General features: G+C 41.4%; 27 protein-coding genes. 14 read left to right on the forward strand and 13 right to left on the reverse strand.

What is annotated here, in order from left to right:
- Window positions 1–275: 275 nt before the first annotated feature.
- From nrdH to HXT28_RS05155, 8 genes are all read left to right on the forward strand, one after another.
- On the forward strand, window positions 276–530 hold the full coding sequence (nrdH, locus tag HXT28_RS05120; protein ID WP_016636878.1) for a glutaredoxin-like protein NrdH: 255 nt from the start codon (window positions 276–278) through the stop codon (window positions 528–530).
- A gap of 85 nt (window positions 531–615) precedes the next feature.
- On the forward strand, window positions 616–1,107 hold the full coding sequence (nrdI, locus tag HXT28_RS05125) for a class Ib ribonucleoside-diphosphate reductase assembly flavoprotein NrdI (RefSeq protein WP_016636879.1): 492 nt from the start codon (window positions 616–618) through the stop codon (window positions 1,105–1,107).
- Window positions 1,108–1,175: 68 nt separating this feature from the next.
- A complete protein-coding gene (gene nrdE / locus HXT28_RS05130; protein WP_016636880.1) occupies window positions 1,176–3,422 on the forward strand; it encodes a class 1b ribonucleoside-diphosphate reductase subunit alpha in 2,247 nt (748 codons plus the stop codon).
- A gap of 112 nt (window positions 3,423–3,534) precedes the next feature.
- Window positions 3,535–4,644: a class 1b ribonucleoside-diphosphate reductase subunit beta gene (gene nrdF, locus HXT28_RS05135; protein ID WP_016636881.1), complete on the forward strand. Its 1,110-nt coding sequence runs from the start codon at window positions 3,535–3,537 to the stop codon at window positions 4,642–4,644.
- Window positions 4,645–5,007: 363 nt separating this feature from the next.
- Window positions 5,008–5,601, forward strand: coding sequence for a hypothetical protein (locus tag HXT28_RS05140; RefSeq protein WP_016636882.1), 594 nt, complete (start codon window positions 5,008–5,010; stop codon window positions 5,599–5,601).
- A 420-nt stretch (window positions 5,602–6,021) separates the two neighbouring features.
- Entirely contained in the window at window positions 6,022–6,483 is a 462-nt protein-coding gene (locus HXT28_RS05145; protein WP_004129675.1) for a hypothetical protein, read from the forward strand.
- A 34-nt stretch (window positions 6,484–6,517) separates the two neighbouring features.
- Window positions 6,518–7,171 carry a response regulator transcription factor gene (locus tag HXT28_RS05150; RefSeq protein WP_004129674.1) on the forward strand — a complete coding sequence of 218 codons (654 nt, stop codon included), beginning with the start codon at window positions 6,518–6,520 and terminating at the stop codon, window positions 7,169–7,171.
- 34 nt (window positions 7,172–7,205) lie between these two features.
- The gene (locus HXT28_RS05155; RefSeq protein WP_016637934.1) at window positions 7,206–8,378 is read left to right on the forward strand and encodes a hypothetical protein; all 1,173 of its coding nucleotides are present in this window, start codon (window positions 7,206–7,208) and stop codon (window positions 8,376–8,378) included.
- A gap of 209 nt (window positions 8,379–8,587) precedes the next feature.
- Here the strand turns inward: HXT28_RS05155 and HXT28_RS05160 are convergent, their stop codons facing one another.
- On the reverse strand, window positions 8,588–8,875 hold the full coding sequence (locus HXT28_RS05160) for an addiction module antidote protein (protein ID WP_016636885.1): 288 nt from the start codon (window positions 8,873–8,875) through the stop codon (window positions 8,588–8,590).
- Complete coding sequence (locus HXT28_RS05165) at window positions 8,869–9,096, reverse strand: type II toxin-antitoxin system RelE/ParE family toxin (protein ID WP_016636886.1); 228 nt, start codon at window positions 9,094–9,096, stop codon at window positions 8,869–8,871. Before HXT28_RS05165 ends, HXT28_RS05160 begins: the two co-directional genes overlap by 7 nt.
- Before the next feature lie 260 nt (window positions 9,097–9,356).
- Here HXT28_RS05165 and HXT28_RS05170 point away from each other — a divergent pair, with 260 nt between their 5' ends.
- From HXT28_RS05170 to HXT28_RS05185, 4 genes are all read left to right on the forward strand, one after another.
- Entirely contained in the window at window positions 9,357–9,626 is a 270-nt protein-coding gene (locus tag HXT28_RS05170; RefSeq protein ID WP_016636887.1) for a type II toxin-antitoxin system RelB/DinJ family antitoxin, read from the forward strand.
- On the forward strand, window positions 9,619–9,894 hold the full coding sequence (locus tag HXT28_RS05175) for a type II toxin-antitoxin system YafQ family toxin (RefSeq protein WP_012913985.1): 276 nt from the start codon (window positions 9,619–9,621) through the stop codon (window positions 9,892–9,894). The genes HXT28_RS05170 and HXT28_RS05175 overlap by 8 nt, the downstream gene beginning before the upstream one ends.
- 346 nt (window positions 9,895–10,240) lie before the next feature.
- The gene (locus tag HXT28_RS05180; protein ID WP_422113342.1) at window positions 10,241–12,439 is read left to right on the forward strand and encodes a hypothetical protein; all 2,199 of its coding nucleotides are present in this window, start codon (window positions 10,241–10,243) and stop codon (window positions 12,437–12,439) included.
- A 6-nt stretch (window positions 12,440–12,445) separates the two neighbouring features.
- On the forward strand, window positions 12,446–13,117 hold the full coding sequence (locus tag HXT28_RS05185) for an ABC transporter ATP-binding protein (RefSeq protein ID WP_410296385.1): 672 nt from the start codon (window positions 12,446–12,448) through the stop codon (window positions 13,115–13,117).
- A gap of 95 nt (window positions 13,118–13,212) precedes the next feature.
- Here the strand turns inward: HXT28_RS05185 and HXT28_RS05190 are convergent, their stop codons facing one another.
- From HXT28_RS05190 to HXT28_RS05205, 4 genes are all read right to left on the reverse strand, one after another.
- Window positions 13,213–13,386, reverse strand: a complete 174-nt coding sequence (locus tag HXT28_RS05190) for a hypothetical protein (RefSeq protein WP_016636891.1) — start codon at window positions 13,384–13,386, stop codon at window positions 13,213–13,215.
- The gene (locus tag HXT28_RS05195; RefSeq protein WP_016636892.1) at window positions 13,383–13,676 is read right to left on the reverse strand and encodes a DUF2089 family protein; all 294 of its coding nucleotides are present in this window, start codon (window positions 13,674–13,676) and stop codon (window positions 13,383–13,385) included. The genes HXT28_RS05190 and HXT28_RS05195 overlap by 4 nt, the downstream gene beginning before the upstream one ends.
- 217 nt (window positions 13,677–13,893) lie before the next feature.
- Window positions 13,894–15,117: a histidine kinase dimerization/phosphoacceptor domain-containing protein gene (locus HXT28_RS05200; RefSeq protein WP_016636893.1), complete on the reverse strand. Its 1,224-nt coding sequence runs from the start codon at window positions 15,115–15,117 to the stop codon at window positions 13,894–13,896.
- Entirely contained in the window at window positions 15,111–15,851 is a 741-nt protein-coding gene (locus HXT28_RS05205; protein ID WP_422113343.1) for a response regulator transcription factor, read from the reverse strand. The genes HXT28_RS05200 and HXT28_RS05205 overlap by 7 nt, the downstream gene beginning before the upstream one ends.
- A gap of 194 nt (window positions 15,852–16,045) precedes the next feature.
- Between HXT28_RS05205 and HXT28_RS05210 the strand changes: the two genes are divergently transcribed.
- Window positions 16,046–16,549, forward strand: a complete 504-nt coding sequence (locus HXT28_RS05210; RefSeq protein WP_016636895.1) for a hypothetical protein — start codon at window positions 16,046–16,048, stop codon at window positions 16,547–16,549.
- Window positions 16,550–16,575: 26 nt separating this feature from the next.
- Here HXT28_RS05210 and HXT28_RS05215 read toward each other — a convergent pair whose 3' ends face one another.
- On the reverse strand, window positions 16,576–16,923 hold the full coding sequence (locus tag HXT28_RS05215; protein WP_016636896.1) for a hypothetical protein: 348 nt from the start codon (window positions 16,921–16,923) through the stop codon (window positions 16,576–16,578).
- Between the two features lie 228 nt (window positions 16,924–17,151).
- Here HXT28_RS05215 and HXT28_RS05220 point away from each other — a divergent pair, with 228 nt between their 5' ends.
- Window positions 17,152–17,388 carry a hypothetical protein gene (locus HXT28_RS05220; RefSeq protein ID WP_016636897.1) on the forward strand — a complete coding sequence of 79 codons (237 nt, stop codon included), beginning with the start codon at window positions 17,152–17,154 and terminating at the stop codon, window positions 17,386–17,388.
- A gap of 12 nt (window positions 17,389–17,400) precedes the next feature.
- On the opposite strand, the gene HXT28_RS05225 is transcribed toward HXT28_RS05220, so the two are convergent.
- From HXT28_RS05225 to HXT28_RS05250, 6 genes are all read right to left on the reverse strand, one after another.
- Window positions 17,401–18,000 carry an FMN-binding protein gene (locus HXT28_RS05225; RefSeq protein WP_032814828.1) on the reverse strand — a complete coding sequence of 200 codons (600 nt, stop codon included), beginning with the start codon at window positions 17,998–18,000 and terminating at the stop codon, window positions 17,401–17,403.
- 45 nt (window positions 18,001–18,045) lie between these two features.
- Window positions 18,046–18,891, reverse strand: coding sequence for an ABC transporter ATP-binding protein (locus HXT28_RS05230; protein ID WP_081091175.1), 846 nt, complete (start codon window positions 18,889–18,891; stop codon window positions 18,046–18,048).
- A gap of 50 nt (window positions 18,892–18,941) precedes the next feature.
- Window positions 18,942–20,237, reverse strand: coding sequence for an ABC transporter permease (locus tag HXT28_RS05235; RefSeq protein WP_016636900.1), 1,296 nt, complete (start codon window positions 20,235–20,237; stop codon window positions 18,942–18,944).
- A complete protein-coding gene (locus HXT28_RS05240) occupies window positions 20,227–21,561 on the reverse strand; it encodes an ABC transporter permease (RefSeq protein ID WP_016636901.1) in 1,335 nt (444 codons plus the stop codon). Before HXT28_RS05240 ends, HXT28_RS05235 begins: the two co-directional genes overlap by 11 nt.
- A gap of 10 nt (window positions 21,562–21,571) precedes the next feature.
- A complete protein-coding gene (locus HXT28_RS05245) occupies window positions 21,572–22,843 on the reverse strand; it encodes a DUF2318 domain-containing protein (RefSeq protein WP_016636902.1) in 1,272 nt (423 codons plus the stop codon).
- A 95-nt stretch (window positions 22,844–22,938) separates the two neighbouring features.
- The gene (locus tag HXT28_RS05250) at window positions 22,939–23,583 is read right to left on the reverse strand and encodes an iron transporter (protein WP_016636903.1); all 645 of its coding nucleotides are present in this window, start codon (window positions 23,581–23,583) and stop codon (window positions 22,939–22,941) included.
- Between the last annotated feature and the right edge of the window lie 62 nt (window positions 23,584–23,645).

Consider the following 23,645-nt stretch of genomic DNA (forward strand, 5'->3'; position numbering starts at 1 on the left):
CAAGGCTCCGCAATCTATAAATCAACGAGTCGGAAATATAAATTTTGTGAGAAAGATTACATTTTTCATTGTTAAAGTTAGACTTACATTTTCCTCATAAAACACGACACGCTTACAAACACGCTATTTTTAGCTATTTTAAACAATAACTATATGTAGTGTTTACACAATCGACACACCACTATAAATAGTGCCTATTGGGAGTAAGCTAACTATTTGGCTTTTGCTGATACAACCTGGAATTACCAAATTCCCCATCACCAGAGGAGATTACAATGACCATTACAGTATTCACCAAACCTCATTGCCCACAGTGTGATGCCACTAAACGACAGTTCACTAAACTTGGCGTGAACTTTGAAACTGTTGATTTATCCAAAAGTCCTGAAGCATTAGAACAGTTGCGCAATGCTGGATACCGTCAAGCTCCAGTAGTGATTGCTCCGGATGCTTCCTGGAGTGGATACCGACCAGATTTAATAGCGCAAATTGCAGATAAACTCGGGACTTCCACAACTTCAGCACAGTAAAAGAAAAAATAAGTGAAATTTAGTAAATAAACGCAATACATATTGACATTCTCCACCAAAAATAGCAAACAAAGAAGCTGAGATAATGAGCGAACAAGAAAATATCACACAACCAAGTGCACCAGAGGCACAAGCACAAGGTGAACCAATTGGTGCCGTAGTGTATTTTTCTTCTGTTTCCGAAAACACATTACGATTCGTGCAAAATTGCGATTTTCCTAGCAATAATGTGAACGTATACCGTATACCACTGCGACCAAAAGAGCCAGAATTAAACGTACGCGAACCATACGTGCTCATCGTACCAACATATGGAGGCGGCAATATTGCAAAAGCAATACCAATGCAAGTTCGAAAATTCCTCAATAATCGCGAGAATCGCTCGTTTATTCGAGGCGTAATTTCTTCCGGAAACACGAATTTTGGCGATGCTTATTGCGCTGCAGGAGGTCAGATTGCCGGAAAGTGCGGCATTCCGAATATGTACTCGTTTGAGTTGACGGGAACTGCGGAAGATATTGAAAAAGTAGCGCAGGGAATACCAAAATTTCTCAGACAATTAAAAGAAACAAAGTAAACAAAAACAGACAAACAAACAGTATTTGAAAAGTAAGCATAACGCGGAAAGAAAGGAATAAAAACCCCATGAATAGCACGGATCCGATGAGCGAATCTACTGCTCTTAATCTTGACAACACTGACTCTGCTAGCAGCACTGAATCCGCTGCCAGTACAACCGCCAGCAGCACGGCAGAACGCATTCGCAACAGCCGCGACTACCACGTTCTTAACGCTATGCTCGGTCTTTTCGATCCAGAAAAAGGAATTCAGTTTGATAAGGATCAGGAAGCAGAAAAGCTTTACGTTTCGGGTTACGTGCAAGAGCACAGCATGAAGTTTGCTTCCACTCGCGAGCGCTTGAATTATTTAATTGACAACTACTACTACAACAGCAACGTGTTCGGAAAGTACAGCGACGAATTTCTCGATAAATTCTACGAGCATGCTGAAGCAGCTCACCATACTTTTGGCACATTCTTGGGCGCTTTTAAGTTCTACACTTCTTACGCCTTGAAGACTTTTGACGGCAAACAGTATTTGGAAAACTTCGCTCAGCGCGCAGCTGCCGTAGCTTTGGAACTCGCAGACGGCGACGAAAAAGCAGCACTCAACTATTTAGACGAGATGCTTGCAGGCCGATTCCAGCCAGCCACTCCAACGTTCTTAAATCTTGGTAAAGCTCAACGCGGAGAGGCTGTAAGCTGCTTCCTCGTGCGTTTGGAAGATAACATGGAGTCTATTGCGCGCGGAATTAATTCTGCTTTGCAGCTTTCTAAGCGCGGCGGCGGCGTGGCTCTGCTCCTTACGAATTTGCGCGAGCTTGGCGCTCCTATTAAGCGCATCGAGAATCAGTCGAGTGGCGTTGTGCCTGTTATGAAGCTTTTGGAAGATTCATTCTCTTATGCCAATCAGCTTGGCGCTCGCCAAGGTGCCGGTGCCGTGTATATTAGCGCCCACCACCCAGATATTATGCGATTCCTTGATACTAAGCGCGAGAACGCAGACGAGAAGATTCGTATTAAGTCACTTTCTTTGGGTGTTGTAATTCCAGATATTACTTTTGAGCTTGCTAAGCGTAAGGAAAAGATGGCTTTGTTCAGCCCTTACGACGTTGAGCGCGAATACGGAAAGCCTTTTGCAGACATTTCTGTTACAGAACATTACGATGAGATGGTTGCAAATCCTCGCATTCACAAGAAGTACATTGATGCTCGCGAATTCTTTATGACGATTGCGGAAATCCAGTTTGAATCTGGCTACCCTTACATTTTGTTTGAGGATACTGTAAATCGCACAAATCCTATTGAGGGCCGCATTACTATGAGTAACTTGTGCTCAGAAATTTTGCAAACTCAAGAAGCAAGCACGTATAACGCCGACTTGTCTTATAGCCACGTTGGTCGCGATATTTCTTGCAATCTTGGCTCTCTTAATATCGCTAAGGCAATGGACGGCGACTTGGGTGCAAGCGTTGAGCTTGCTGTGCGCGCACTCACTTCTGTTTCGGAGCAAACTTCAATTGATTCCGTGCCTTCTATCCGTCGCGGAAACGCGGAAGGCCACGCTATTGGCTTGGGTCAAATGAATTTGCACGGTTTCCTTGCTCGCGAGCACATGCAGTATGGAAGCGAGGAAGCTCTTGACTTTACAGACATGTACTTTATGACTGTTGCTTACCATGCTTATAAAGCTTCTCATGCTTTGGCTGTGGAGCGTGGCCGCGCTTTTGCAAGCTTTAAGACAAGCGCTTACGCTAAGCCTGCAGGCAAAGGCAACTATTTCGATAAATACACCGATGGCAGCCGCTCTCTTGAGCCTCGTACTCAAGCGGTTCGCGATTTGTTTGCTCGTTTTAACGTTGCAATTCCAACCGTTTCGGACTGGGAGCAGTTGCGCGACGAGATTTTACGCGATGGCATTTACAACGAGTATTTGCAGGCTGTTCCTCCAACTGGTTCCATCTCGTATATCAACCATTCCACGAGTTCGATTCACCCGATTGCTTCGCGCATTGAGATTCGCAAAGAGGGCAAAGTTGGACGCGTCTACTACCCTGCCGCTTACATGACGAACGACAATATGCAGTACTTTAAGGACGCTTACGAGATTGGTTGGAAGGCAATTATTGACACTTACGCTGAAGCGACTCAGCATGTGGATCAGGGATTGTCGCTTACTTTGTTCTTCCCAGACACTACTACTACTCGCGATTTGAACAAGGCTCAGATTTACGCATGGCGTAAGGGCATTAAGACTCTTTACTACATTCGTATTCGCCAGAAGGCTTTGGAAGGTACGGAAATCGAGGGTTGCGTAAGCTGCACGCTGTAAGGAGTAGCGCTAAAAATCTTAGTGACGTAAATCTATCAGCGTAAATCTTTTGCAAATTAAATCAAAAACTTAAGAAATTTTATAAAACGTAAACACAAAATCAGGAGTAATAATGACAGAACTCAGCCCAACCGAGCTCGATCCAACAGCACTCGACCCAACTGCACTGCGCAGTAGCCTCGATAAGCCTTTCGGCACGAATCGCGTCATCGCAAGCGACGAGATGATGACAGCTTCTATCACACCAGCTCAGTACCGCTACCATCACGGATCGCGCGTGCGCCCAGTTAATTGGAATAATATTGTTGATGACAAAGATTTAGACGTTTGGAATCGCCTTATTGCTAACTTCTGGCTTCCTGAAAAAGTGCCACTGAGCAACGATATTCCTTCTTGGCGTTCCCTCACCGATCTTGAACGCAAAACAACTACTCGCGTTTTTACGGGCTTGACTTTGCTTGATACCAGCCAAGCAACTATTGGTGAGCTTTGCCAGATTGAGCACGCTCGCACTGAGCACGAACAGGCTATTTACACGAATATTGCTTTTATGCAGTCAATTCACGCTCGCTCCTACTCCTCTATTTTCTCTACTCTTTGCTCTAGCGAAGAAATTGACGAAGCTTACCGTTGGGCTGTTGGCAACGACGTTTTACAGCAGCGCGTTACCACCGTGCTTTGCGAGTATGAGAGCGAAGATCCGCTTAAGCGCAAGATTGCAGCAACTATGCTTTCTTCGCTGCTTCTTTACGCAGGCTTCTATCTTCCGCTTTACTTTGCTTCTCGCGGCAAGATGATGAATACTGCGGACATGATTCGTTTGATTTTGCGCGATAAAGCTATTCACGGCTATTATTCCGGCTACAAGTTCCAGCGCGGTTTGGAGCTTAGAAGCGAGAACGATAAGAAGAATCTTGAAAAGTTCACTATGAACTTGCTTGACACTTTGTACGATTTGGAAGTTGAGTATTCTGGTCAGATTTATGAAGGATTTGACTTCCACGATGACGTTTTTGATTTCGTGCGTTACAACGCTAACAAGGCTTTGATGAACCTTGGCTACCCTGCCAAGTACAGCGAAGAAGAAACTCACGTAAGCCCAGAAATTCTCGCAGCTCTTTCTCCTGCAGCCGACGAAAATCACGACTTCTTCTCCGGCTCTGGTTCCAGCTACATTATGGGCAAGTCTGTTGAAACTGACGACGATGATTGGGACTTCTAATCTCACAGTTGGCTAACTGACTGATTTACTAAATAACTGAATAACTAACTGATTGGTTAACTAATTAATTTAATTAGTTAACCAATTTTAATTTAGTTAGGTCAATTATTGCAGCAAAATAGATCCTATATAAAAACTAGAAGTCAAAAAATAACACAGGTCACTCAGTCTTTATGGTACACTATGTGAAAAGGAACCGGTCTTGTTGATTCATTTATGCAAAAATCGGCAGTGGCCATCACTTCCTACTCACGTTCAAACCAAGATTTTAAACTGAACTGAGCGGGCACTAAAGTTGGAGTCCAAGTTATAAGGATAACTAACAGCCGTTAGACGCATCTACAAGAAGAAAGAAGCCCATTTATGGGGAAAATGACTTATAAAAAATTGCTTTGTGTTGTAGTGCTATTCAGTTCGCTGGTGGGGCTAGCAGCCTGCGGTAGTCCCAATGCAAACAAACCAGCGCCAACAAAAATAGCCCACCATTCGACTAAAAAACATCCAAAATCAGTCAAAAAAGCCTCAAAGAAGAAAATCGCCGAAGCCTTTGTAAAGGGACAAGAAGGTACTTTGGAAGCCCTAGGCGAAACTAAACGCGTTATTTGGGACGCTTATCCTGATCAGTTGGCTTACGTTAAAGATGCTTTCTACCACTGGACTCTTCAAGACGACTGGTTCCAGGTTAATACTGGCCATTATATGGTTGTCGACCGTTTGAATAGTTCAGGCATCTTATTAAAGAAACTCCAAAAAGGCATGCCAGTTAAATTAAACGGCAAAGATTACAAAGTGGCGGATTATAAAGACTTTGAGGGTGGCGGAAGCTCGGATAGGTTGCTAAAAGTATTCAAAGAGTACGTTGATCAATTCCCTAAATCTGCTTACTTCATTCAAACTTGTCTTGATGCCAGAACTTATGGCGGACAACGTCTAGTAGTTCTTGACGTAGCAAAATAGTAAACGATTTAGCCGCAAAATTTAGATTATTTACCAAATTTTGTTGTTTTGAAAATATTGCCTGTGCATCAACGAGGTTGATGAACAGGCAATATTTTTTAACTGATCACGCGACAATAGTTACGCAACTTTAATTGCACAGTCGCTATGTTATACGAGTTATCGTGGCAAAAATCGCAAAATTAGCAAAAACTGCCACGATAACTCCATAAGTAAGCCTATATTTAAAAATAGTTCCAAAACGGAAATATTCTTAAATGTTGATTGTTTAGAACATGCAAACTGCCAATAGTAAAAGTTTTTTAAAAGTTTTTCTAAAAGCACTATCGTTAAAAATAGGTACGCCTATTTGTGTAGATAAAATCTGCACGTTAGTATGTTGATAATTTACAAAACAAGAATCACGAGGAGGTGCTTATTATGACTAATCCTTTGCGCGGTATACGAGAAGAGGATATTGTTAAGTACTTTAAAGCGCATAATCTTTCAGTGGGCAAAACGTATGTGCTTACTATGAAGTACGACCCTTGGTGGAAAGATTTAATCAAACTATTTTTGTTACCTAAATTATTCTATGTAGCGCAAAGCGTTGTTGCGCGTATTATTGCTGCCACTAATAATGAGTTTATTATTGTTAATCCGAATGTCATTTTAGGCTCGGGTAATCTAGCTAAATTAGACGATAAGTATCTTCGTCGTATTGCGTGGAATCAACTCACTAATTTTGAAGTTATAAGTAAGCCAACAACTCAAATAATTCGTTTTACTGCGAATGGCAAAACCGAAGAATGGAGTGTGCCAACGGAAAGTGCTAGCGTATGGCACTTTAATGTGTACAATCTTGATAATTTGAGAAAAACAATACAATCGCACATCTCTTGATAAGCAAATTCCAAAACAAGATACCATATATTGTATGAACACTACTTACGCAATTGTTGATAATGACACGCTTGTATTGCGGTACATGCAACTTCTTCTAAAAAGTCGTTTGCCTGAAAACTTTGTTTGTGCATGGATGTGTTCTTCTGCAAAACAAGCTATTCATCGTTGCGTTACAGAAAATACTCCTGACGTACTTTTAGTAGATATGTCAATGAGAGAAATGAGTGGTGTTGATGTAATTAAAGCAATTCGCGAGCGCAATAGCAATATTGTTTTAATCGGCATTACTTCCTACATGTTAGATGAATACGTATTGCAAGTTGCTAAGTCAGGCGGTCAAGCGCTAGTACATAAAGACAATTTATCAGACGTAGTTGCAGCTATCCAATCGCGCGCAACAAGCTACGGGTGTCCAGAATTGCCACAATATATTGACTATTTTCACACTCCGCAAGAATCATTTAATATGATTTCTCAACTTCCGAAGACTTCAGTTTTGTCTCCTCAAGAATCGGAAATTATGCGCTTGTGCAAACAGGGGTATTCTACGAAAGAGATTGCAGATCAGCTTAATGTGAAAGTTTCAACAGTCAACACGCATTTACGGCGTATTTATGGAAAACTTCACGTCCGAAGTCGAATGCAGGCGCTTGCTGCGCTAGCAAAATATTCGCATGACATATAACGTGTAAGAAATTAACGTGTAAAAGTAGGTAGTTATGAAATTATTAACACGTATGATCAATTTTTTGCCGCATGACGCTTGGCAGAAAATTGGAATTGGCGCAATCATAAGTTGTACTTTGATTCTTGAAATTTGTTCCTATAATAATCTTCATTACTACTCTAATTGGCATGCAATTACGGTTGAAATAGTATGGATTGTAATCTGCTTATGTATTGCAATCTGGCCTCGTAAAGCATCTTTTATTGTGCTCATTTGGATGCCGTTGGTAATTATTGCGCCAAATATCAACTATTCATCTATGATGCTTACCATATTGATTTGTCTGGCAATTGCTGTAATTACTCAACCTTGGTACACTGTGCTTTCTTCTTGCGGAGTTTCTTCGTGGTTCTTTATTATATGCGATTTTCAAAACGCTTATGTGTTAGCGTGGTGGCTTCTTATCACTCTTATTTCTAGCGCAATCGTAAAATACTATATTTCCACTATTCACCAACAGCAGGAACAGTTATTTGCACAGCGTTACAACGTTTTTCAAAAATATGCCACTATTGCAGCAATTCGCATGCATGATGAAGTAACTAATGAGCTTTCCAGTATTATGATGATGGCCCAACAGTCTATTGAACCTCAAACAACTCATGAACAAGAGCATGAAAATTCTCGAGAGATTCTTCAATGTGCTACTACAACTATTCATAAAGCACGTAATATTATTTCTCTTCTTGACAATGCTACAACTGCAAGCACTGGCGATGTTATGCAATCGACTACATGTTATAAAGATTTTTGTACAGGATTACGCGTTTTATTTGATGGTGAGCAAAAGTCGTTTGAAAAGCTTGGCTATATTGGTTCCATTGACTTGAATAGTGATTTAGCTGCTGAAGATTCTCGGTCAATCCATTTGCCTTTTGAAGAATGTGCTCAAATTGAATATATTTGCCGAGAACTACTTGCAAACGTAAAAAAGCATGCTGCAAAGCCTAAAGAATACGCCATGAATGTAATGCTTAATGACAATGAATGTCATATTACGTGTATAAATAGTGCGCAACGAGGTATTCTTGCTAACTTGCAATTAGGATATGGACTGCGTTTCCATAAGATGCTTGCGGAACGAGTTGGCGGAACTTTTAAAGTTATTGAAGATGGCGATTCGTGGATTATTAATGTACACGTTCCGCTTCATGCAGAGCAATAGCCATTGTGCAAGAATAAATTATTATGCTTTCTTGCGCTTTAATCGAGTACTTGGATCTATTTCAATCGAGTATTTGGACGAACCTTTGCGTAGCAAACGCAAATAAGAAGTTAATCTGCAATGCAGAATGGTGTTTCGTTGCTATGTTACACACGTTATCGTGGCAGTTTTTGCTAATTTTGCAATTTTTGCCACGATAACTGTGTGCGTCACACATTTGCTGGTTCTATTGCAATACGTCCACCTAACGCTTGAACAACCTTCGCAATAGTTTGGAAGCTGGGATTGCCGTCTCGTCTTAAGCTTTTGTAAAGGCTTTCCCTTCCAACCTCGGCTTTTTGAGCAATCTCTTTCATTCCTTTAGCTTTTGCAATATCGCCTATAGCAGCTTGCAACAAGCGAGGATCATTAAGTTCTGCTGCGGCATTGAGATATGCAATAACATCATCATCGTTCTCAAGATACTCACTCGCATCCCATTTACTTATATTTACCATTTCTTCTCCTCAATTAACTGTGCAAGGAGTATCTTTGCTTGTTTAATATCTTTACTTTGACTACTTTTATCTCCACCAGCGAGTAACAGCATTAGCTTTGAGCCTTTTTGCGCAAAATACACACGATATCCTGGTCCAAAAGCGAAACGCAGCTCGCTAATGCCATTGCAAACTGGATGCAAATCACCTACTGGCTTGCCTGCAATTTCACATAATCTCACCTCGCGTTAATTCGAGCTTTAGATTGCGTATCGCGAAGTTTTTTCATCCAATTGCGATACTCATCTGTTTTAAGTATCTCCATAAAAATATTTTATCCTGTAGGATACAATTTTGCAATTTTTGCCACGATAACGCACGATTTAGTAATAATTGTGTGCACAATGGTGCTACTTTGGCATTACGTTGGGTGCTACATGTCTGCTACAATAAAGCAAAGCATGAATAACAAATTTATGATTTTAAGCTTAAAGGAAACAACATGACTTCTACAAAAACAGCCAAAACAAGCAGATTAAGTGTAAGAGTTAACCCAGAAATACGAGATAGCGCATCGCAAGTTCTTGAACATTATGGTCTTGATATGAGTTCAGCAGTCAACCTATTTTTGTATCAGATTGTAAATACGCAACGTTTCCCATTTTCACTTGAAAGTTCTCCATATGAGCACTCTATTGATGAAGCTATGAAAGAAAAACCAATAGCTGCAGGTACTGTTGACGATTTTGCTGAGCTGATGCGCAATGCCTAAACCGCCATTTTATAGTCCAATCTATCTGCGAGATGTTAAGAAATATAAGCAGAAGCATTACGATATTGAGCAGGTAATCAATATTGTAAGACTTATTTGCAATGGTGCAGATTCTCGCGAGCTTGCAACTTATAGAGATCATATTCTTAAAGGCTCATATAAAGGCGTGCATGAATTGCATGTGTCTGCAGATGTTCTACTGTTGTATCAAGTTAAAGAAGATTGCATTATATTCCTACGCTTAGGATCTCACGACGACTTATTCTAGCTAGCAAAAACTGACGCGATAACGTGTATAAAATAGCAACGAAACACCATTCTGCATCGCAGATTAACTTCTTATTTGCGTTTGCTACGCAAAGGTTCGTCTAAATACTCGGTCGGAATAAGTCGTTAGCATTTCTTGTTGACGCAACAAATAAGTGAATCTATCATGTTAGTGGGAGGCACATTGCCCCCCCCCAGCAAATAAGTTGGAGGTTTACGATGAAGAAAATTTCACGTATTGCATCGACAGTAGTGTTAGCAATTTCCATGGCATTGGCTCCATGCGCTACTGCATATTGGGATTGCAAATAATCTGTATGTATGAATAACTTATCATAGGGGATGCGATGTCTCGATTGTTGCGTTCATTGTCATGCGCACTTGTTCTTCTGCTTGCATTATTTGCATCGCTGTTAGGTTTGACAAAAATGAACGACTCCTTGGGTGATTGTATTGCTATATATCCACAAACGAGTCGCCTTTTTTCATTACGCGGTGTGACAGAAGACAAAGCTGATCAAATTTATGCATTACTCAAGAATACTGTTGCTCAGCATAATGCTTTTGTGGTTCGTAATGATATGCGCTTGGCAGCGAGTGACGCCGGTGTAGATGGTTTTGAGCTTGGCATATTTGGCAATCCTCGAGGTAAAGAAGACCTTATTACCTTGTCATATCTCGGAACGCCAATTCTGACATCGCATGCCTTTACGCAATTATTGCACAGCGAAAGTAGCAAAACGCTTGGACTTGATATGGCAAAAGCAGATATGCTTGCTGATCTGCCCACTATTTCCATTGAGGGTTCGCGTTTAGTTGTTCGTCAATTAGATGCCCTCGTCAACAATAGTAAAACAAAGCTTGGTGATTACAGGATTGTGGGACTTTCCAATCGAGACTACCATGCATTAGTTACTCAAGCTGCTCGCATCGCTGGTACAACCTACCAAGATTTTCAACGTGGAAAATCTGGAATAGCACGATCCAATAGTTTTAATCAACTTACTTTTATTATTGTCTGCATTGTAACAGTGTTGCTTCTTGGCATTACGATAATCGCTGATGGGTATCTTTCGTATAGAACATTGGGAAGCTACCTATTGTTGGGTTGGTCGCGTTCATCGTTTGCTTTGCGTCATCTTATGCCGATACTTGTTTCAGAGCTCGCCGTATATCCTCTTGTTTGTATCGTGATGAGTTTATTTACTCACGGATTTATATGGAATATTCAATTGTTAATGCAGGCGCTGATTATAGCGTTGCCAGTTATTGCAGTTGTGTTGCTTCTCAGTGCATTAGTCATTTTGATGATTATTTCTGTAAAACCAGTAGATGCAATTCGTAATCGTATTACCAAACGTGGTATGCTTATTGCTCTTGCACTCGTTTATGCTATTGCATCAACATGCGTATTAGAAGGTGTGCATAGCATAGATGGGCCAATAGGCGAGTTGACGAAAAGTGTGGAAGTTGCTCGTATGTGGCATCCTGTATTAAACCAGAGAATTATGTATCACCACCTCGTAGGGCAAGATGGTGCTTCGGTATCTGGTCAATCGACGCAGTATGCCAAAGATGCTTTTGCATGGTATCGTTCTATTGAGGATAAGCCAGGAGTAAGGCTTATTTACACAAGCTTCTTTGATGCGGATATACTACAAGATTGGCGCAACGGTAGCGTATATAAGCATGTGCCTTCTAAGCCATTCTGGTCGTTTGTGGCATCGCCTAAGTACTTGCAAGATCAAGGATTTACTGTAGATAACGAGGTCAAAAACCTTGCTCGTCAGGGTGTGCGCATCTACTTCATTCCCGACACGTATAATCCTCAAGAGCAGACTTCGATGAAGCAGTGGCTTCAAGAGTCAGACAACTTAACGTCTACTGATGTTTCGACCAAGTTTACTGCGCATCCACAATTCGCATTCCGCACGTATCATCCTTCTCGCGAGTGGTTTAACTGGTCTACGGATATTCATCATAAAGTTATGGTAAAAGATCCTATTATTTTTTATGCGACGAGCGATAATTTGAATGCATCTGAAAGTGAATCATTACTTGCTGGCGGCCTTGACAATAGCTACATTAAATTGAATGATCAAGCAGCAGCTCGATATCTGAGCGACGCTTATACTGCACGGTATCATCTTGATGATAATCATCTTCAATTCTTACAAGTAGGAGAATGCATTGCAGGCTACCAAAAGACGATTATGCAGACGTTGCAATTGTTTGGTAGCGTAATTCTGCTTATTACCCTGCTTATGTTGATATTGCTTATAGCGATTATTGCTATGTTTGCAGCATGCTATCAAGAAAGTATTGCGGTGAAACGATTGCTTGGTTTTTCGCTATTACGCATATTCTCTATGCCGTTCTTGCTTGTGGGAATCGTTCAAGGAGTACTTTTTGTTATTGCTTCGATTGAACGGACTCGTTCTGGCATGATATATGTGCTAATTTCGGCAATTATTGAACTCATATTATTAACGATACAAACATATTATTTGAGTAATAAACACATTACTTCTATGGTAAAGGAGTAGTCGATAATGCAAAATAACAGTATTGAACCTTTAATAAGTGTACGCAATCTTTATAAATCATATGGGAATCGACCGGTTTTACATAATCTTAGTTTTAGTGTGCAACAAGGAGAATCGTTAGCAATCATGGGGGCTTCCGGCTCTGGAAAATCCACTATTCTAAACATTCTCGGCATGCTTGAAACCTATGATAAAGGTGAAATAAAGATTGCTGGCAAAGAACTTCCAGCTATTAATTCTGTTGCTGCTACTAAGTTACGTCGTTATCATATTAGCTATTTATTTCAATCGTTTGCATTGCTCAATAATCGAACTGTATTTGATAATTTGTGGATTGCGATGGCATATAATAAAGAGTCAAAGTCTGTTAAACACCAAATGATTGATGCAGTTCTTGCTGAACTCAATATTGAGTATGCTAAAAATGACCGTATTGCTGTGCTTTCTGGTGGTGAACAGCAGCGAGTTGCGATTGCTCGTGCAATGCTGAAACCTGGCTCGTTGATTTTGGCAGATGAGCCGACGGGTTCACTTGATAGAGATCTTGCCGATAAAGTGTTTGCGCAATTGCAAGCGATGAATAAAGAATATAACAAGACATTGCTTGTAGTGACACATGATCCTTTGATTGCTCAGCGATGTGATCGTGTGTTGCATATTGAGGCGTTAGCTCGGTAGTTGCATTGCTTCTCTTCTCTTCGTTAAATTTCGAGTTATCGTTGCAAAAATTGCAAAATTAACAAAATCTGCCACGATAACTCGGTTTTTGTGTTTTATAAGTCCTGTAACGCAATTCTTTTATCTTCTGCAGACTGTTTAGATGACTTATCGTCCTTCTTAAGAGAATGCGCATAGCGAATAAGACTTCTTGCAACAAAGAACACTAAAGCACATATAGCAAGTGCAATAAGAATGTCAATTATCGGACCAAATAATGCATAGCTCATGATTCATCCTTTCTTTTTCTATATTCGTTTATAAGTGTTCGAGCTGTGTCAACATCGTATTTATCGTCAATAGCAAGACTCTTTACCAAAAGAACGAACGGGTCTTCTGGTTCATTGTCGCCTATGCGCAGTTTTTCGATGAGCCTGTTAAGCCTGATTCTCATCGTTGGGTAAGAGACTTGATACATTTGCGACATTTCTTTTAACGATCCAGACGATAATACAAAGTTCTTTATAAACGACATGTCTTCGTCTGTGAGATTAGCCATCCATTTTGGAATATGATCCATATCACCCCTTTCTTCAACCTATAAAACTTTAATTAAATTAAACTTTTATTAAAAATAATAAAGTTGTTGTATGAGTTTGTCAAGAATGAGCATGAGAGATATGACGCAAAGCGACATTTTTATGTCGCCAAAATTGTCGCTTTGTCGCCAAAATAATAAAGATATATATTTACGTAACATATGAGAACATGGAGCTATCGTGGCAGTTTGAGCGCCACTAGTTTAACGGAATAACAACATTAACCAACCAAGTGTCGTCATCTTTTTGAGCGCTTAAAGATCCGCCTAAACGTTCCACAGATTTTTTGTGAAACAGTAGACCTTTGCCAAAAACAAGTCTTTCGCCAAACTTATTCAACGTCGAAATCGAATTCATGCACATTATTTTGCATTCGCGCTCATCAACCGTAACATTCATAGAAAAATCAACGCTAGTATTGCAATGCTTGCGAATATTAGTAAGCAACTCACTGCACATGCGAATAGCACATTGGGCCTTTTCAGTATTAACAGTTGCAGATGCAGTAAAATCACCACTCCCCGAACTTTTATCAACCACTGTTAGAGAGCCATAATACCCAAGCTGCTCACAAATTTGCTGTTCAGCTTGTAAGCGCGCACGAATATTGCATAAAAAATCAGTCAAATTCATGCGATCATTGCTATTAGAACCATAAACGAACTGCGTGCTGGCAATATTTGAATCTAAAGAATCATCATACTTTTGCTCAGCTTGCTCAAGCAGGCTGATAACAAGTCTCGCTTTGGAAAGCGCGTTACGCGAATGTTCAACAATCTGCTCTAACGATTCTTTTGTATGTTCACTATTCTCAGCATATAAAGCATCCGTTGCAAGCAGCGTAATATCCGTAATCTCATTGTTCACATCGTCATGCAATTGCAACGCAACCGACGCAATATAAGACTGGAACTTGCTTCGTACAATATCCATTTTTGCGCGATTATTTTCTTCCAACATGTTCAAATACTTGCGCAAAGCGTAACCGCAAATCATGGAAATAAGAATAAAACAAGGAAAAGTAAGCGGAATGTACGCCATTTTTGCAAAGTACATAATATTCAGCGAAACTATGTACGCACAAAGCAAATACTTCCACGAATCGTAAAAGCCTGCAACAAACATGCTAGCGATCAATGAAAAAAGAAAGCAAGTTGCATTTACGCCTGGTACTGCTAACGTTACGCAATACAAAATCGGAGTTACGAGGGATATTTGACGTGAAAAAGCAATCAAAAGAAATATTGCGAACATCCAAACGTATTGGCACACAGATTGCTGCGGGTTATGCCACAAACCAGCTGTATTGCAAGATTGCACATCCATTGACACTACAAGAATCGCCAATATTATGAATAAAGTTCGTTGAATTTTCCAGCTTTTAACCAACTCAATAACACGCGAAAATGTTTTCATTACCATGCGTTATCCGTTTCTTGCAAAAGATTCTGATGATTTTGCAGCGAATCATTAAAATATTGCATATTGCTATTTTGCTCACGATTTTGCATTGCAGCAAATGCAGATATTGCTTGCACGCGGTTAGAAACATGCAATTTTTTGTAAATCCTATGAATATGCGTGTTTACAGTGTTTGGCATAAGACCAAGTTGAGCCGCAATCTGATTTGTTGTGTAGCCTTTAGCGAGCAGATCCATGATTTTTAGCTCTTGAGGCGGCAAAACGCTTCGCGACCTTGATTTAGAAAGCCTAATAAAAGATTCTTGCGGAGTAGCAAAATCGTAAGCAACATCTTTAACGCAACGGCAGCCATACACCTTCTGATTATCGCAATATTGCAAAGCTTCTGCTAGTCCTTTGAAATTGTCTTTAGCGACCATTGCTTGCCCACCAACTTGCGCAACCATCGAAGCGTAGGATCTACAATCGTAGGAAGTCATGCCAATTAAAATGATACTGTTGTTTTGCTCACGAATTGCGCGTATTACTTCCACTCCAGACATGTCTTTCATTGACATATCTATCAAAATATAATCCGGAGTTGTTTTTGTTACGAGGCAATATTTCAAAGCTTGCGCTCCAGATTTTACGCACCATTTGCACACGTACTCACTCGGCAAAAGCTTGCTGAGCACGTTTCGCATAACCGCTAAAACTAGCGGGTCGTTATCTACTATTGCATACGTTTTTGGCATAATGGCTTTCTTGCAATCACACGCTACTTTTCTTATATTCTACTTTATAAACGCGCGCAAAGTAGGGCAAATTGTGTAGTAAAAAATGATTACAAGTACTGCGCGTAGATCATATGTGCTTATAATAAGTAACAATATGTGACTTTTAGTTGCGTTTGAAAATGCAGTTTCAATAATGATTGCAGCAGGATTATATGACAAAACGATTAGTAGTATTGCACTCCGCAGAAGTAGCTGCGATGGCGCTTGCCTCAACAGCTGCTTTTATGCGTAGCTTTGGCTTTTTCGTTTTGTGGCTTGTTCCAGGACTTCTTTCTGTTGCATTGTATTCTTATGCATATTTTTTCTTGCGAAAAATCGTTATTAAAGAAAAAAATGCGTATATAGAAAATAATATATCTAAGATTGACGGCGCAGGCGCTAACAGCATAAGTAGTGATGTTGAGAATATAGAAAACAACAAAGATTACATAATGACTCTTGAGCAAAAACGCAAAAAAGTTGAATCACAAAATAAGCAAATACGTAGCAATTATCTAAATAATTTAACAAATATTATTTCATGCTTTATTTGTGGGCTTATTCACGTTCCTTGGATTTATTACTACGGAATTGCAAATGGCGTTGTAACATTGGTGATTCTGTGGCGCGTCATAAAGCGCCCACAAGGTCACCCTATTGATGAAAGCGATTTTTAAGGATTTAAGACTTTACGGATTTAAGCTTATCGTTGATCTTCCATTGAAAGATTTAATCCTTTTGCAGCATTGCGAAAATCTTCTATATGATTGCCATAACCGTCTGCAATAATAGCATCCTCTTTTACAACAAAAGAGCCATTTTCTAGCACGATATATTTTGTAAAGAATTCTTCTAATTGCTTAGCTAATTCATCAATGTCATCTTGTGAAAGCTCTTCGCTACTATTTTCCGCAAGGTTATCTTCCTGCTCCTGAATTTGATTAATGCTATTTTCACTAACGTTTCCTATTTTGTTTACGTTATCTTCTGGTTGCCAAGAGCTTATACCAAAATCACTCATACTTGCACTACCCATATTTGCGCTACTCATGTTTGTATCTCCTTGTATTTGTAACGTATTTGCACAACATATTTGTGCGTTGCTTTAAGTCTAATTACCAACATTTTCCGTGCAATATTGAGTACTAAGTTCTGAGTACATCGTACTGCTCGAAGGATTGCGACATTTATACTAGAAATACATACGAACGAGCAGCAACGTACGCTAATTAGCTACAATGCTCACGAACAAAACAGCAAATTAGAAAGAAGGCAACTCATGAGCAAGGACTCTATAAAACTTATTAAAAAAACGCTTATTTGGATTCTTAAGTGGGCAATATTTACAGCAATCGAATTCCTTCTTTTGTACGTTGCGATTATTTCTTGGGATCATGATTTTGCACAATTCATGCACGAATACAGTAATGCGATTATTCCATTTATGGCAGCAACCGGAGCTATGGCAGCAACGATGATTCGCGACGAAGGCACTATTCTTGAAGTCAAAGATTAAGGTGGTTGTAGATTATTTTGCGGATTGAATTGAAGCCTCTTGGCGAGCAACGTCAAGCGCTTTATTGAATGCGTCGCTAGTCCAACTTGCTCCAGCAACAACCGAAATATGCAAATCTTTCAACGGTTTTCCAACGATTTTTCCTGGAATAGCCTTTGAGAATGCATTCATATGGCCTCTTGAAATCGGCGTAAACGGATGAGGAGTGATTTGCACATCGCTCACATTGCCATTCGCAACGCTTAAATTGACTTCAATACTATCTTCCGCAACTGGGCCATACGTGGCTTTGATTTTGTATTCACCATCTTTGTAATTGCCAGTATCGGTTTTAGGCTGATTTTGCTGATTCTGAGAATCCTCACTTTGCGCAGAAGCGTGCGATTGTTGAGCACCTGAATCGTACTTACTCGAAGGGGTACCACTATCGTCTGCGCTTTGACCAGAATTACCAGCGAACTCATCGTTCATCGGCACAGCACTCGGCTCGCCGCAAGCAGACAACATAGCAGACGATGCAGCTACAATCGCAAGTGTAGCAACGGTTTTCGTAACTTTTTTGGATTTCAAATCGTCGCGTGAAACATCGTGAAACATATTATCTGAAATCATACAATCATCGCCTTTAAATCTTGTATATTCTAAAATCTTACGCAACTAATCATCTAAATTCGCTAATTTAGGCGACTTAGTAGGCTCATGGTCTTGCAAAGCTTCCGCAACGCTTTCATCAATATGCGCACTCGTAAACGCAGGCTTGCCGCCAATCGCCTCGTACGCTTTACGCGCATCCTCATTATTCCAGCGCTCACCAACAAGCACACCGTGATTAAGCATAATTTCGCGATCAGCGCATTGAGCTACCAAAGAATCGTGAGTTACAACAATAATCGTCGTGCCTTGCTTATGTAGCTGCTTAAACAAGTCGAGCACAATCTGCTCATTTTTTTCATCCAAATTGCCAGTTGGCTCATCCGCAAGCAGCAACTTAGGACAGTTAATAAGCGCACGAGCAATGCACACACGCTGCTGCTCGCCGCCAGAAAGCTGACTTGGCAGATGGTAAGCACGATCCTTCAAACCTACGCGATCCAAAGCGTCCATCGCTTGAGCTTCGTCAACAACCGAATGATAGTATTGCGCAACCATCACGTTTTCAACAGCCGTTAAATGTGGTACAAGATAAAACTTTTGAAAAACTAAGCCGATTACGTTTTTACGAACGTCAGCAAGCTGACCGGCGTTCAAATCCTCAAGTTTGCGTCCTTGCAAAGACACGGAACCCTTGGACGGCGAATCCATGCAGCCAATAATGTTCATTAACGTTGTTTTGCCAGAACCACTGGAGCCAACAATAGAAAGCCACTCACCTTCTGGCACAGTAAGCGACAAATCGTCAACAGCACGAAGAGAGCCGTAGATCTTGGAAATATGATCCAAAGTCAACAGCATTTTTGGCTTAGACTCCGCGCCTTCCAACTTATTTTCTACATTCTCTGCCATGTTAAATCCTTAACTCAAATCTTAAACAATCCATAAATTTACGCTTAAAATTATTCTTCTCGAAGCACAATTGCAGGGTCAATTTTTGAAGCGCGCAAAACAGGCGGCAACGCAGCAACGCAAGAAGCAATCAGGCTAAATGCAACAGAAAATGCAACAAGCCACCAATTCACACCCAAATCTCTAGCGAACACCATTGCCGCAAGCAAACGCGCAAACACATACCCTACTGCCGTACCGGCAATGCCACCAACGAAACCGTATAATCCAGCTTCGGCAGTAAATTCCACGCCAATACTCTTAGCGCTTGCACCCAAAGCTTTGCGCAAACCAATTTCGTTTCGACGCTGTTGCACAATCGAAGAAATCGTAGTGCTCACACCAACCATCATCAACGCGAGCACAACTAGCGAAACTATGCAAAACAGGCTGCGAAGCATAGTAATAATACCAGTGTCAGCAGCAGTAACTTTAGTAACCTGCTGAGCGCGCACGCGCATAGAAGTCATATTGTTAATGCTTCTCACAACCGCATCAACGCTAGGCGCAGAAGACGAGTAAGCAATCACGTCTGCTCCGCGCTTAACTCCAGTAAGAGTATTTACATCTGCGTTTAGTGCATAAAGCATGGAATCCTCTGCACCACCAGTGTCCAAAATGCCACAAACGCGGAAAGTTGTGCCGTGAGTATCCATAATATCCGTTGAAACTCTGCCTTCAACAAGCTTTTGTTGAGAAGATTTTTGTGCAGACTGATTTGTAGACTTATTTGCAGATTTACTTGCAGACTTATCTTCAGATTTCTCTGCAGGCTTATGCGAGCCGTTAGTATTATCCGAAGATCTATACGCAATTGCAATACGAGAGCCTATTTTTAAGCCCATCGCAGAAGCAACATCTCGCCCAACCATCACATTTCCGCTGCTCGGCCAAGAGCCGTCTACATTCCAATGCTTATTAAGAGACTTTACTGAACGAACGTCTATTCCTGCTAAAACGTACGGAGCTGCGTTAATACGCACATTTTCGTAACGATACGTAGCAGATCGCATAGCACCTTTTGCAAGAACCATATCGTTTGTATGCAAAACCATTGCGCGATCAATACCGTTTTTCCACTCGCCCTCAATTGGCGTTACGATAATATTCGCTCCATACGCGCGCATTTCGTCGCTCATCTGCTGGGGCACAACCAGGCAGATTGCAGCCAAACAAAACAGCGTAGCAGCACCAACAAGCGTTGCAATAACAGCCATTAGAGCACGCGATTTTCGGCGAAATACCGCGCTCAATAGCATGGTTATAAACATTGCATTGTTGGAAGTCATATAAGATTTACCTGCCATGAAGCACCTCCGCAGGACGCACACTCAAAATCGAACGAATCGACGAGCCTGCAGCCGCAAGCACAGTCAACGCAAGCAGCACAAACACAAGCACAAATACCATTGGTCGGAACAAAATCGCAGAACCAAACACCGTAAAACCAATAATCTGTGCCACCGCAAATCCCAAAACCATGCCTAGAAGCGCTCCACCAAATGCAATAACCGCAGTTTCCATAAGCATAAGACGAGCAACAGCACCATCTCGTGCGCCCAAAGCCTTAAGTAAGGCAAGCTCACCGGAACGTTCCGAAATCGAAGCAGCCATAAGATTCGCCACAGCAACAGCCGCAGCAATCAAGCTCAATGCAGTCATCAAAACCATAACAGCGCGCGTCTTATTCAATACGTTTCCCTGCAGCGCCGCAACTTGACGAACCTGTTTTGCAACAGCTCCCGGAATTACCTCCTCAATTTGGTAAGTAATCGAACTCGGGTAAGCAGTGCAATACCAAGTCTCCCACTCTTCTTGGCTGAGTGCTGCCGGATTTTTAGCAGCCTTACGCGCTAAATCATTTTCAGGAGTAGTAAGCGCCTTTACCTCAATCAAATCAGCCATATTCGGCTTATTTGCAAGGTTTTGAGCATCGCTAGAGCTTGCGTAAATTGCGTTATTATCGTCGTCGCCGGAATCGTATACGCCCACAATGCGCAACAAAATTTTGCGTCCGTCACGAAGCAAACGCAAACGCTGGCCAAGTTTTAAGTGCAAACGTTCCGCTAGATTCACACCGACCATTGCCTCGGATTGATTATCTTTTGCCCATCTGCCTGAGCGAATCTTCCACCAAGAACGCAAACCTTGAACGCCAACAACAGTTGTTTCACCAGAAGCCAGCGCAAGCTTGCGATTAAACCAAGTTCCAACAATCGGCACCACAGTTTTCGTAGAAGACTTCACTTCAAGATTGGCGTGAACTTTTATTTTCGGCGCAAAATTCGTAATATTGAACGCCCAAAAAATCATTTTAATTTTTGCAGCGTCTGATTCCTTCAAAAAAGCAGTAGACTCTTGGCTTTCGGCAGCTGCTAGATTATGCAAAGAAGCAGCATCTTCCTGCTCGCGAGACGCATACAAATCATTCACAACAGCACTAGATTTTGGTTGAACAACAATATTCGAACCGTATGAGCTAAGCTCGGCGTTAATCTTGTCTCCAACGTCATACACAACACTAAGCATTGCAACGCTTACGCACGCGCTTAAACACACTACAAGCGCAATCAGAACGCGCTTTTTTATTTGCCGCACAAGAGAGCGAGCAACCATACGCATCATAAACATTAGTTGCTCCTTACTTAAAGTGCGAACTAAGCACGTCTAAATCAGCAGTATGAATGGTGATTTTGCCATGCCCAGCCTTATACGGGAACGGAATCGGATTGCAACCACCCTTAAAACCAATGGTCGCCAAGTTAATTGCTACGTCACATTTGCGGCAAATAATCTTGCCGTCTTTTTCATAGTAGCCTGCGTCTCCACAGTTTTCACACGCGTCTAAACCAACTCCATATGCTCCACCATTCTTTTTAATGATTATAAAGCGCATAACAGTGCCATCTTTTGCTTTGTATTGGAAGCGGTGAAGGTGGCCGTCTGAAATTTGCACAAAGTTGATAGTTGCCACACCATCGTGCAATTCGTACGGTTCTGGAGGCGTAAGAGTTGGCTTAATATTCATAATAGATACGCCTGCAGTAAGCGTAAGTATTACCGTAACTGCAGCCAAAAGCGCTGCGAGCGCAGACTTTCGAGATTTGCGCTTAAAAGCTCGCTTTGTGCGAATTTCTGCAGCATTTTCACCAACTACTGCCGTCTTAAAACCGATTACGAGAGATGCAACTGCAGGAATCAAAAACACACAAATTTGCGCCATAATCATCAGCGGATTATTGTTAATCAGCCAAACAAGCACGCTGAAAGAAAAGTCGTCAATATAAAGCAGAATGCTTCCTTGCATAATCTGCAAAAGTGAAGTTACGTGCTGCACAAGCAGAATAATCATGCTGAGCACAATTGCAATTTTGAAGGAAATTGCGCTAGCTGTAGCTCGCACTGAACGAGCCATAAGACTTAAACAAATCGCCGCAATAATACCTAGAATAAAACCAAGAGCACGCAAAAGCATGTCGGAAGTAAACGGCGGCGTGCTTGAATCTACGAAAATTGTAAGCTGTAAAATAACGTCTGGAAGCGCATAAAATACGGTAAATGCTAGTGCGCACGCGCCGATTGCGTTACTTATGTGCATTGCAAGCTGGTGCGTACGCCAGTTTTCAACAGTTTTGTGCGAACGAAGCACAACTACAATCGCCGCAATGTCGAAAGGAACTGCAACGCAAAGCGCAGGCATGTTAATAAAGTTACGCTGATTAATTACTACGCTTGCTCGAAGAATCGCAAAAATAAGTGCGGCAACTGTGCCAACCGACAGGCCATACAATCTCCATCGCGCACTTAGCGGCTTATCTCGCCCCTCACCAACCGTAAGAGAAGCGCTTAAGCCCATGGTAAGTAGCATAAGAGGGAGCAGCCCAGGCATAACTGCTACGAACAGTCTGAGCATAACTCCCTCCTTTGCTATCAGTTATAATCTTTAACTCAATAATTACTAATAATTGCTAATAATTACTAACTACTTCTGATTATTACTAACTATTACTACCACTGGCGAGGAGTGTACTTCCAGTCGTCGAATGTTGCCTTGATTGGTTCAGTCCAGAAGCGACCAGTTACGCCGGTAGCAGGATCGACGTGAAGCATCCAACCCTTCTTTTCTGGGGATTCGATGGAAAGCACAAGCTTGTAGTTGCCAGCCTTGTCAAGCTTAACGTTTGCACCATAATGAGGACCATCGGAAGCATTCATCTGCATGAACGTGCCCTTGCCAACAGATTCGCCGCTTGCCTTGTCAACAATCTCATAGTTCACAGTCAAATCTGGAATGAACTCGCCCTTACCGTAGCCGAGCTTGGTGCCTTTTTGGTTAGCATGAATATCGGCTTCAAGATGGAAGCTCGCTTCTGAAGCCTTCAAGCCCATGCCAGCTGGAACCATATCAACTGGCTGGAAGTATACGGCACCGATAGTAAGAGGTCCAATGTTTTGATCCTGGTGAGGGCCAACTGGCACCTCTTCAAAGCCCTTATCGCCGCCTTTGTCGTCGGCCTTGTCGTCAGCCTTCTGCTCAGTCGCTTGTGACTTAGCGGCAGTTTTAGCAGAATTGCCATTAGCACCACATCCAGCGAGTGCAAGCATTCCTGCAAGCACTAAGGCAGCAAGTGCCATCATCTTATTATTCTTCATATCTAACCTTCTCTGTTTGTTGATTGGTTATTTATTTGTGAGTTACTCGTTGTTTAATTGTT

The sequence above is a fragment of the Gardnerella washingtoni genome (assembly GCF_049262705.1).
Lineage (GTDB): Bacteria > Actinomycetota > Actinomycetes > Actinomycetales > Bifidobacteriaceae > Bifidobacterium > Bifidobacterium vaginale_D.

Coding starts and splice junctions, on each gene's coding strand:
- nrdH (WP_016636878.1), top strand. CDS start 276: ATGACCATTACAGTATTCACCAAACCTCATTGCCCACAGTGTGATGCC.
- nrdI (WP_016636879.1), top strand. CDS start 616: ATGAGCGAACAAGAAAATATCACACAACCAAGTGCACCAGAGGCACAA.
- nrdE (WP_016636880.1), top strand. CDS start 1,176: ATGAATAGCACGGATCCGATGAGCGAATCTACTGCTCTTAATCTTGAC.
- nrdF (WP_016636881.1), top strand. CDS start 3,535: ATGACAGAACTCAGCCCAACCGAGCTCGATCCAACAGCACTCGACCCA.
- HXT28_RS05140 (WP_016636882.1), top strand. CDS start 5,008: ATGGGGAAAATGACTTATAAAAAATTGCTTTGTGTTGTAGTGCTATTC.
- HXT28_RS05145 (WP_004129675.1), top strand. CDS start 6,022: ATGACTAATCCTTTGCGCGGTATACGAGAAGAGGATATTGTTAAGTAC.
- HXT28_RS05150 (WP_004129674.1), top strand. CDS start 6,518: ATGAACACTACTTACGCAATTGTTGATAATGACACGCTTGTATTGCGG.
- HXT28_RS05155 (WP_016637934.1), top strand. CDS start 7,206: ATGAAATTATTAACACGTATGATCAATTTTTTGCCGCATGACGCTTGG.
- HXT28_RS05160 (WP_016636885.1), bottom strand. CDS start 8,875: ATGGTAAATATAAGTAAATGGGATGCGAGTGAGTATCTTGAGAACGAT.
- HXT28_RS05170 (WP_016636887.1), top strand. CDS start 9,357: ATGACTTCTACAAAAACAGCCAAAACAAGCAGATTAAGTGTAAGAGTT.
- HXT28_RS05175 (WP_012913985.1), top strand. CDS start 9,619: ATGCCTAAACCGCCATTTTATAGTCCAATCTATCTGCGAGATGTTAAG.
- HXT28_RS05180 (WP_422113342.1), top strand. CDS start 10,241: ATGTCTCGATTGTTGCGTTCATTGTCATGCGCACTTGTTCTTCTGCTT.
- HXT28_RS05185 (WP_410296385.1), top strand. CDS start 12,446: ATGCAAAATAACAGTATTGAACCTTTAATAAGTGTACGCAATCTTTAT.
- HXT28_RS05190 (WP_016636891.1), bottom strand. CDS start 13,386: ATGAGCTATGCATTATTTGGTCCGATAATTGACATTCTTATTGCACTT.
- HXT28_RS05195 (WP_016636892.1), bottom strand. CDS start 13,676: ATGGATCATATTCCAAAATGGATGGCTAATCTCACAGACGAAGACATG.
- HXT28_RS05200 (WP_016636893.1), bottom strand. CDS start 15,117: ATGGTAATGAAAACATTTTCGCGTGTTATTGAGTTGGTTAAAAGCTGG.
- HXT28_RS05205 (WP_422113343.1), bottom strand. CDS start 15,851: ATGCCAAAAACGTATGCAATAGTAGATAACGACCCGCTAGTTTTAGCG.
- HXT28_RS05210 (WP_016636895.1), top strand. CDS start 16,046: ATGACAAAACGATTAGTAGTATTGCACTCCGCAGAAGTAGCTGCGATG.
- HXT28_RS05215 (WP_016636896.1), bottom strand. CDS start 16,923: ATGAGTAGCGCAAATATGGGTAGTGCAAGTATGAGTGATTTTGGTATA.
- HXT28_RS05220 (WP_016636897.1), top strand. CDS start 17,152: ATGAGCAAGGACTCTATAAAACTTATTAAAAAAACGCTTATTTGGATT.
- HXT28_RS05225 (WP_032814828.1), bottom strand. CDS start 18,000: ATGATTTCAGATAATATGTTTCACGATGTTTCACGCGACGATTTGAAA.
- HXT28_RS05230 (WP_081091175.1), bottom strand. CDS start 18,891: ATGGCAGAGAATGTAGAAAATAAGTTGGAAGGCGCGGAGTCTAAGCCA.
- HXT28_RS05235 (WP_016636900.1), bottom strand. CDS start 20,237: ATGGCAGGTAAATCTTATATGACTTCCAACAATGCAATGTTTATAACC.
- HXT28_RS05240 (WP_016636901.1), bottom strand. CDS start 21,561: ATGTTTATGATGCGTATGGTTGCTCGCTCTCTTGTGCGGCAAATAAAA.
- HXT28_RS05245 (WP_016636902.1), bottom strand. CDS start 22,843: ATGCTCAGACTGTTCGTAGCAGTTATGCCTGGGCTGCTCCCTCTTATG.
- HXT28_RS05250 (WP_016636903.1), bottom strand. CDS start 23,583: ATGAAGAATAATAAGATGATGGCACTTGCTGCCTTAGTGCTTGCAGGA.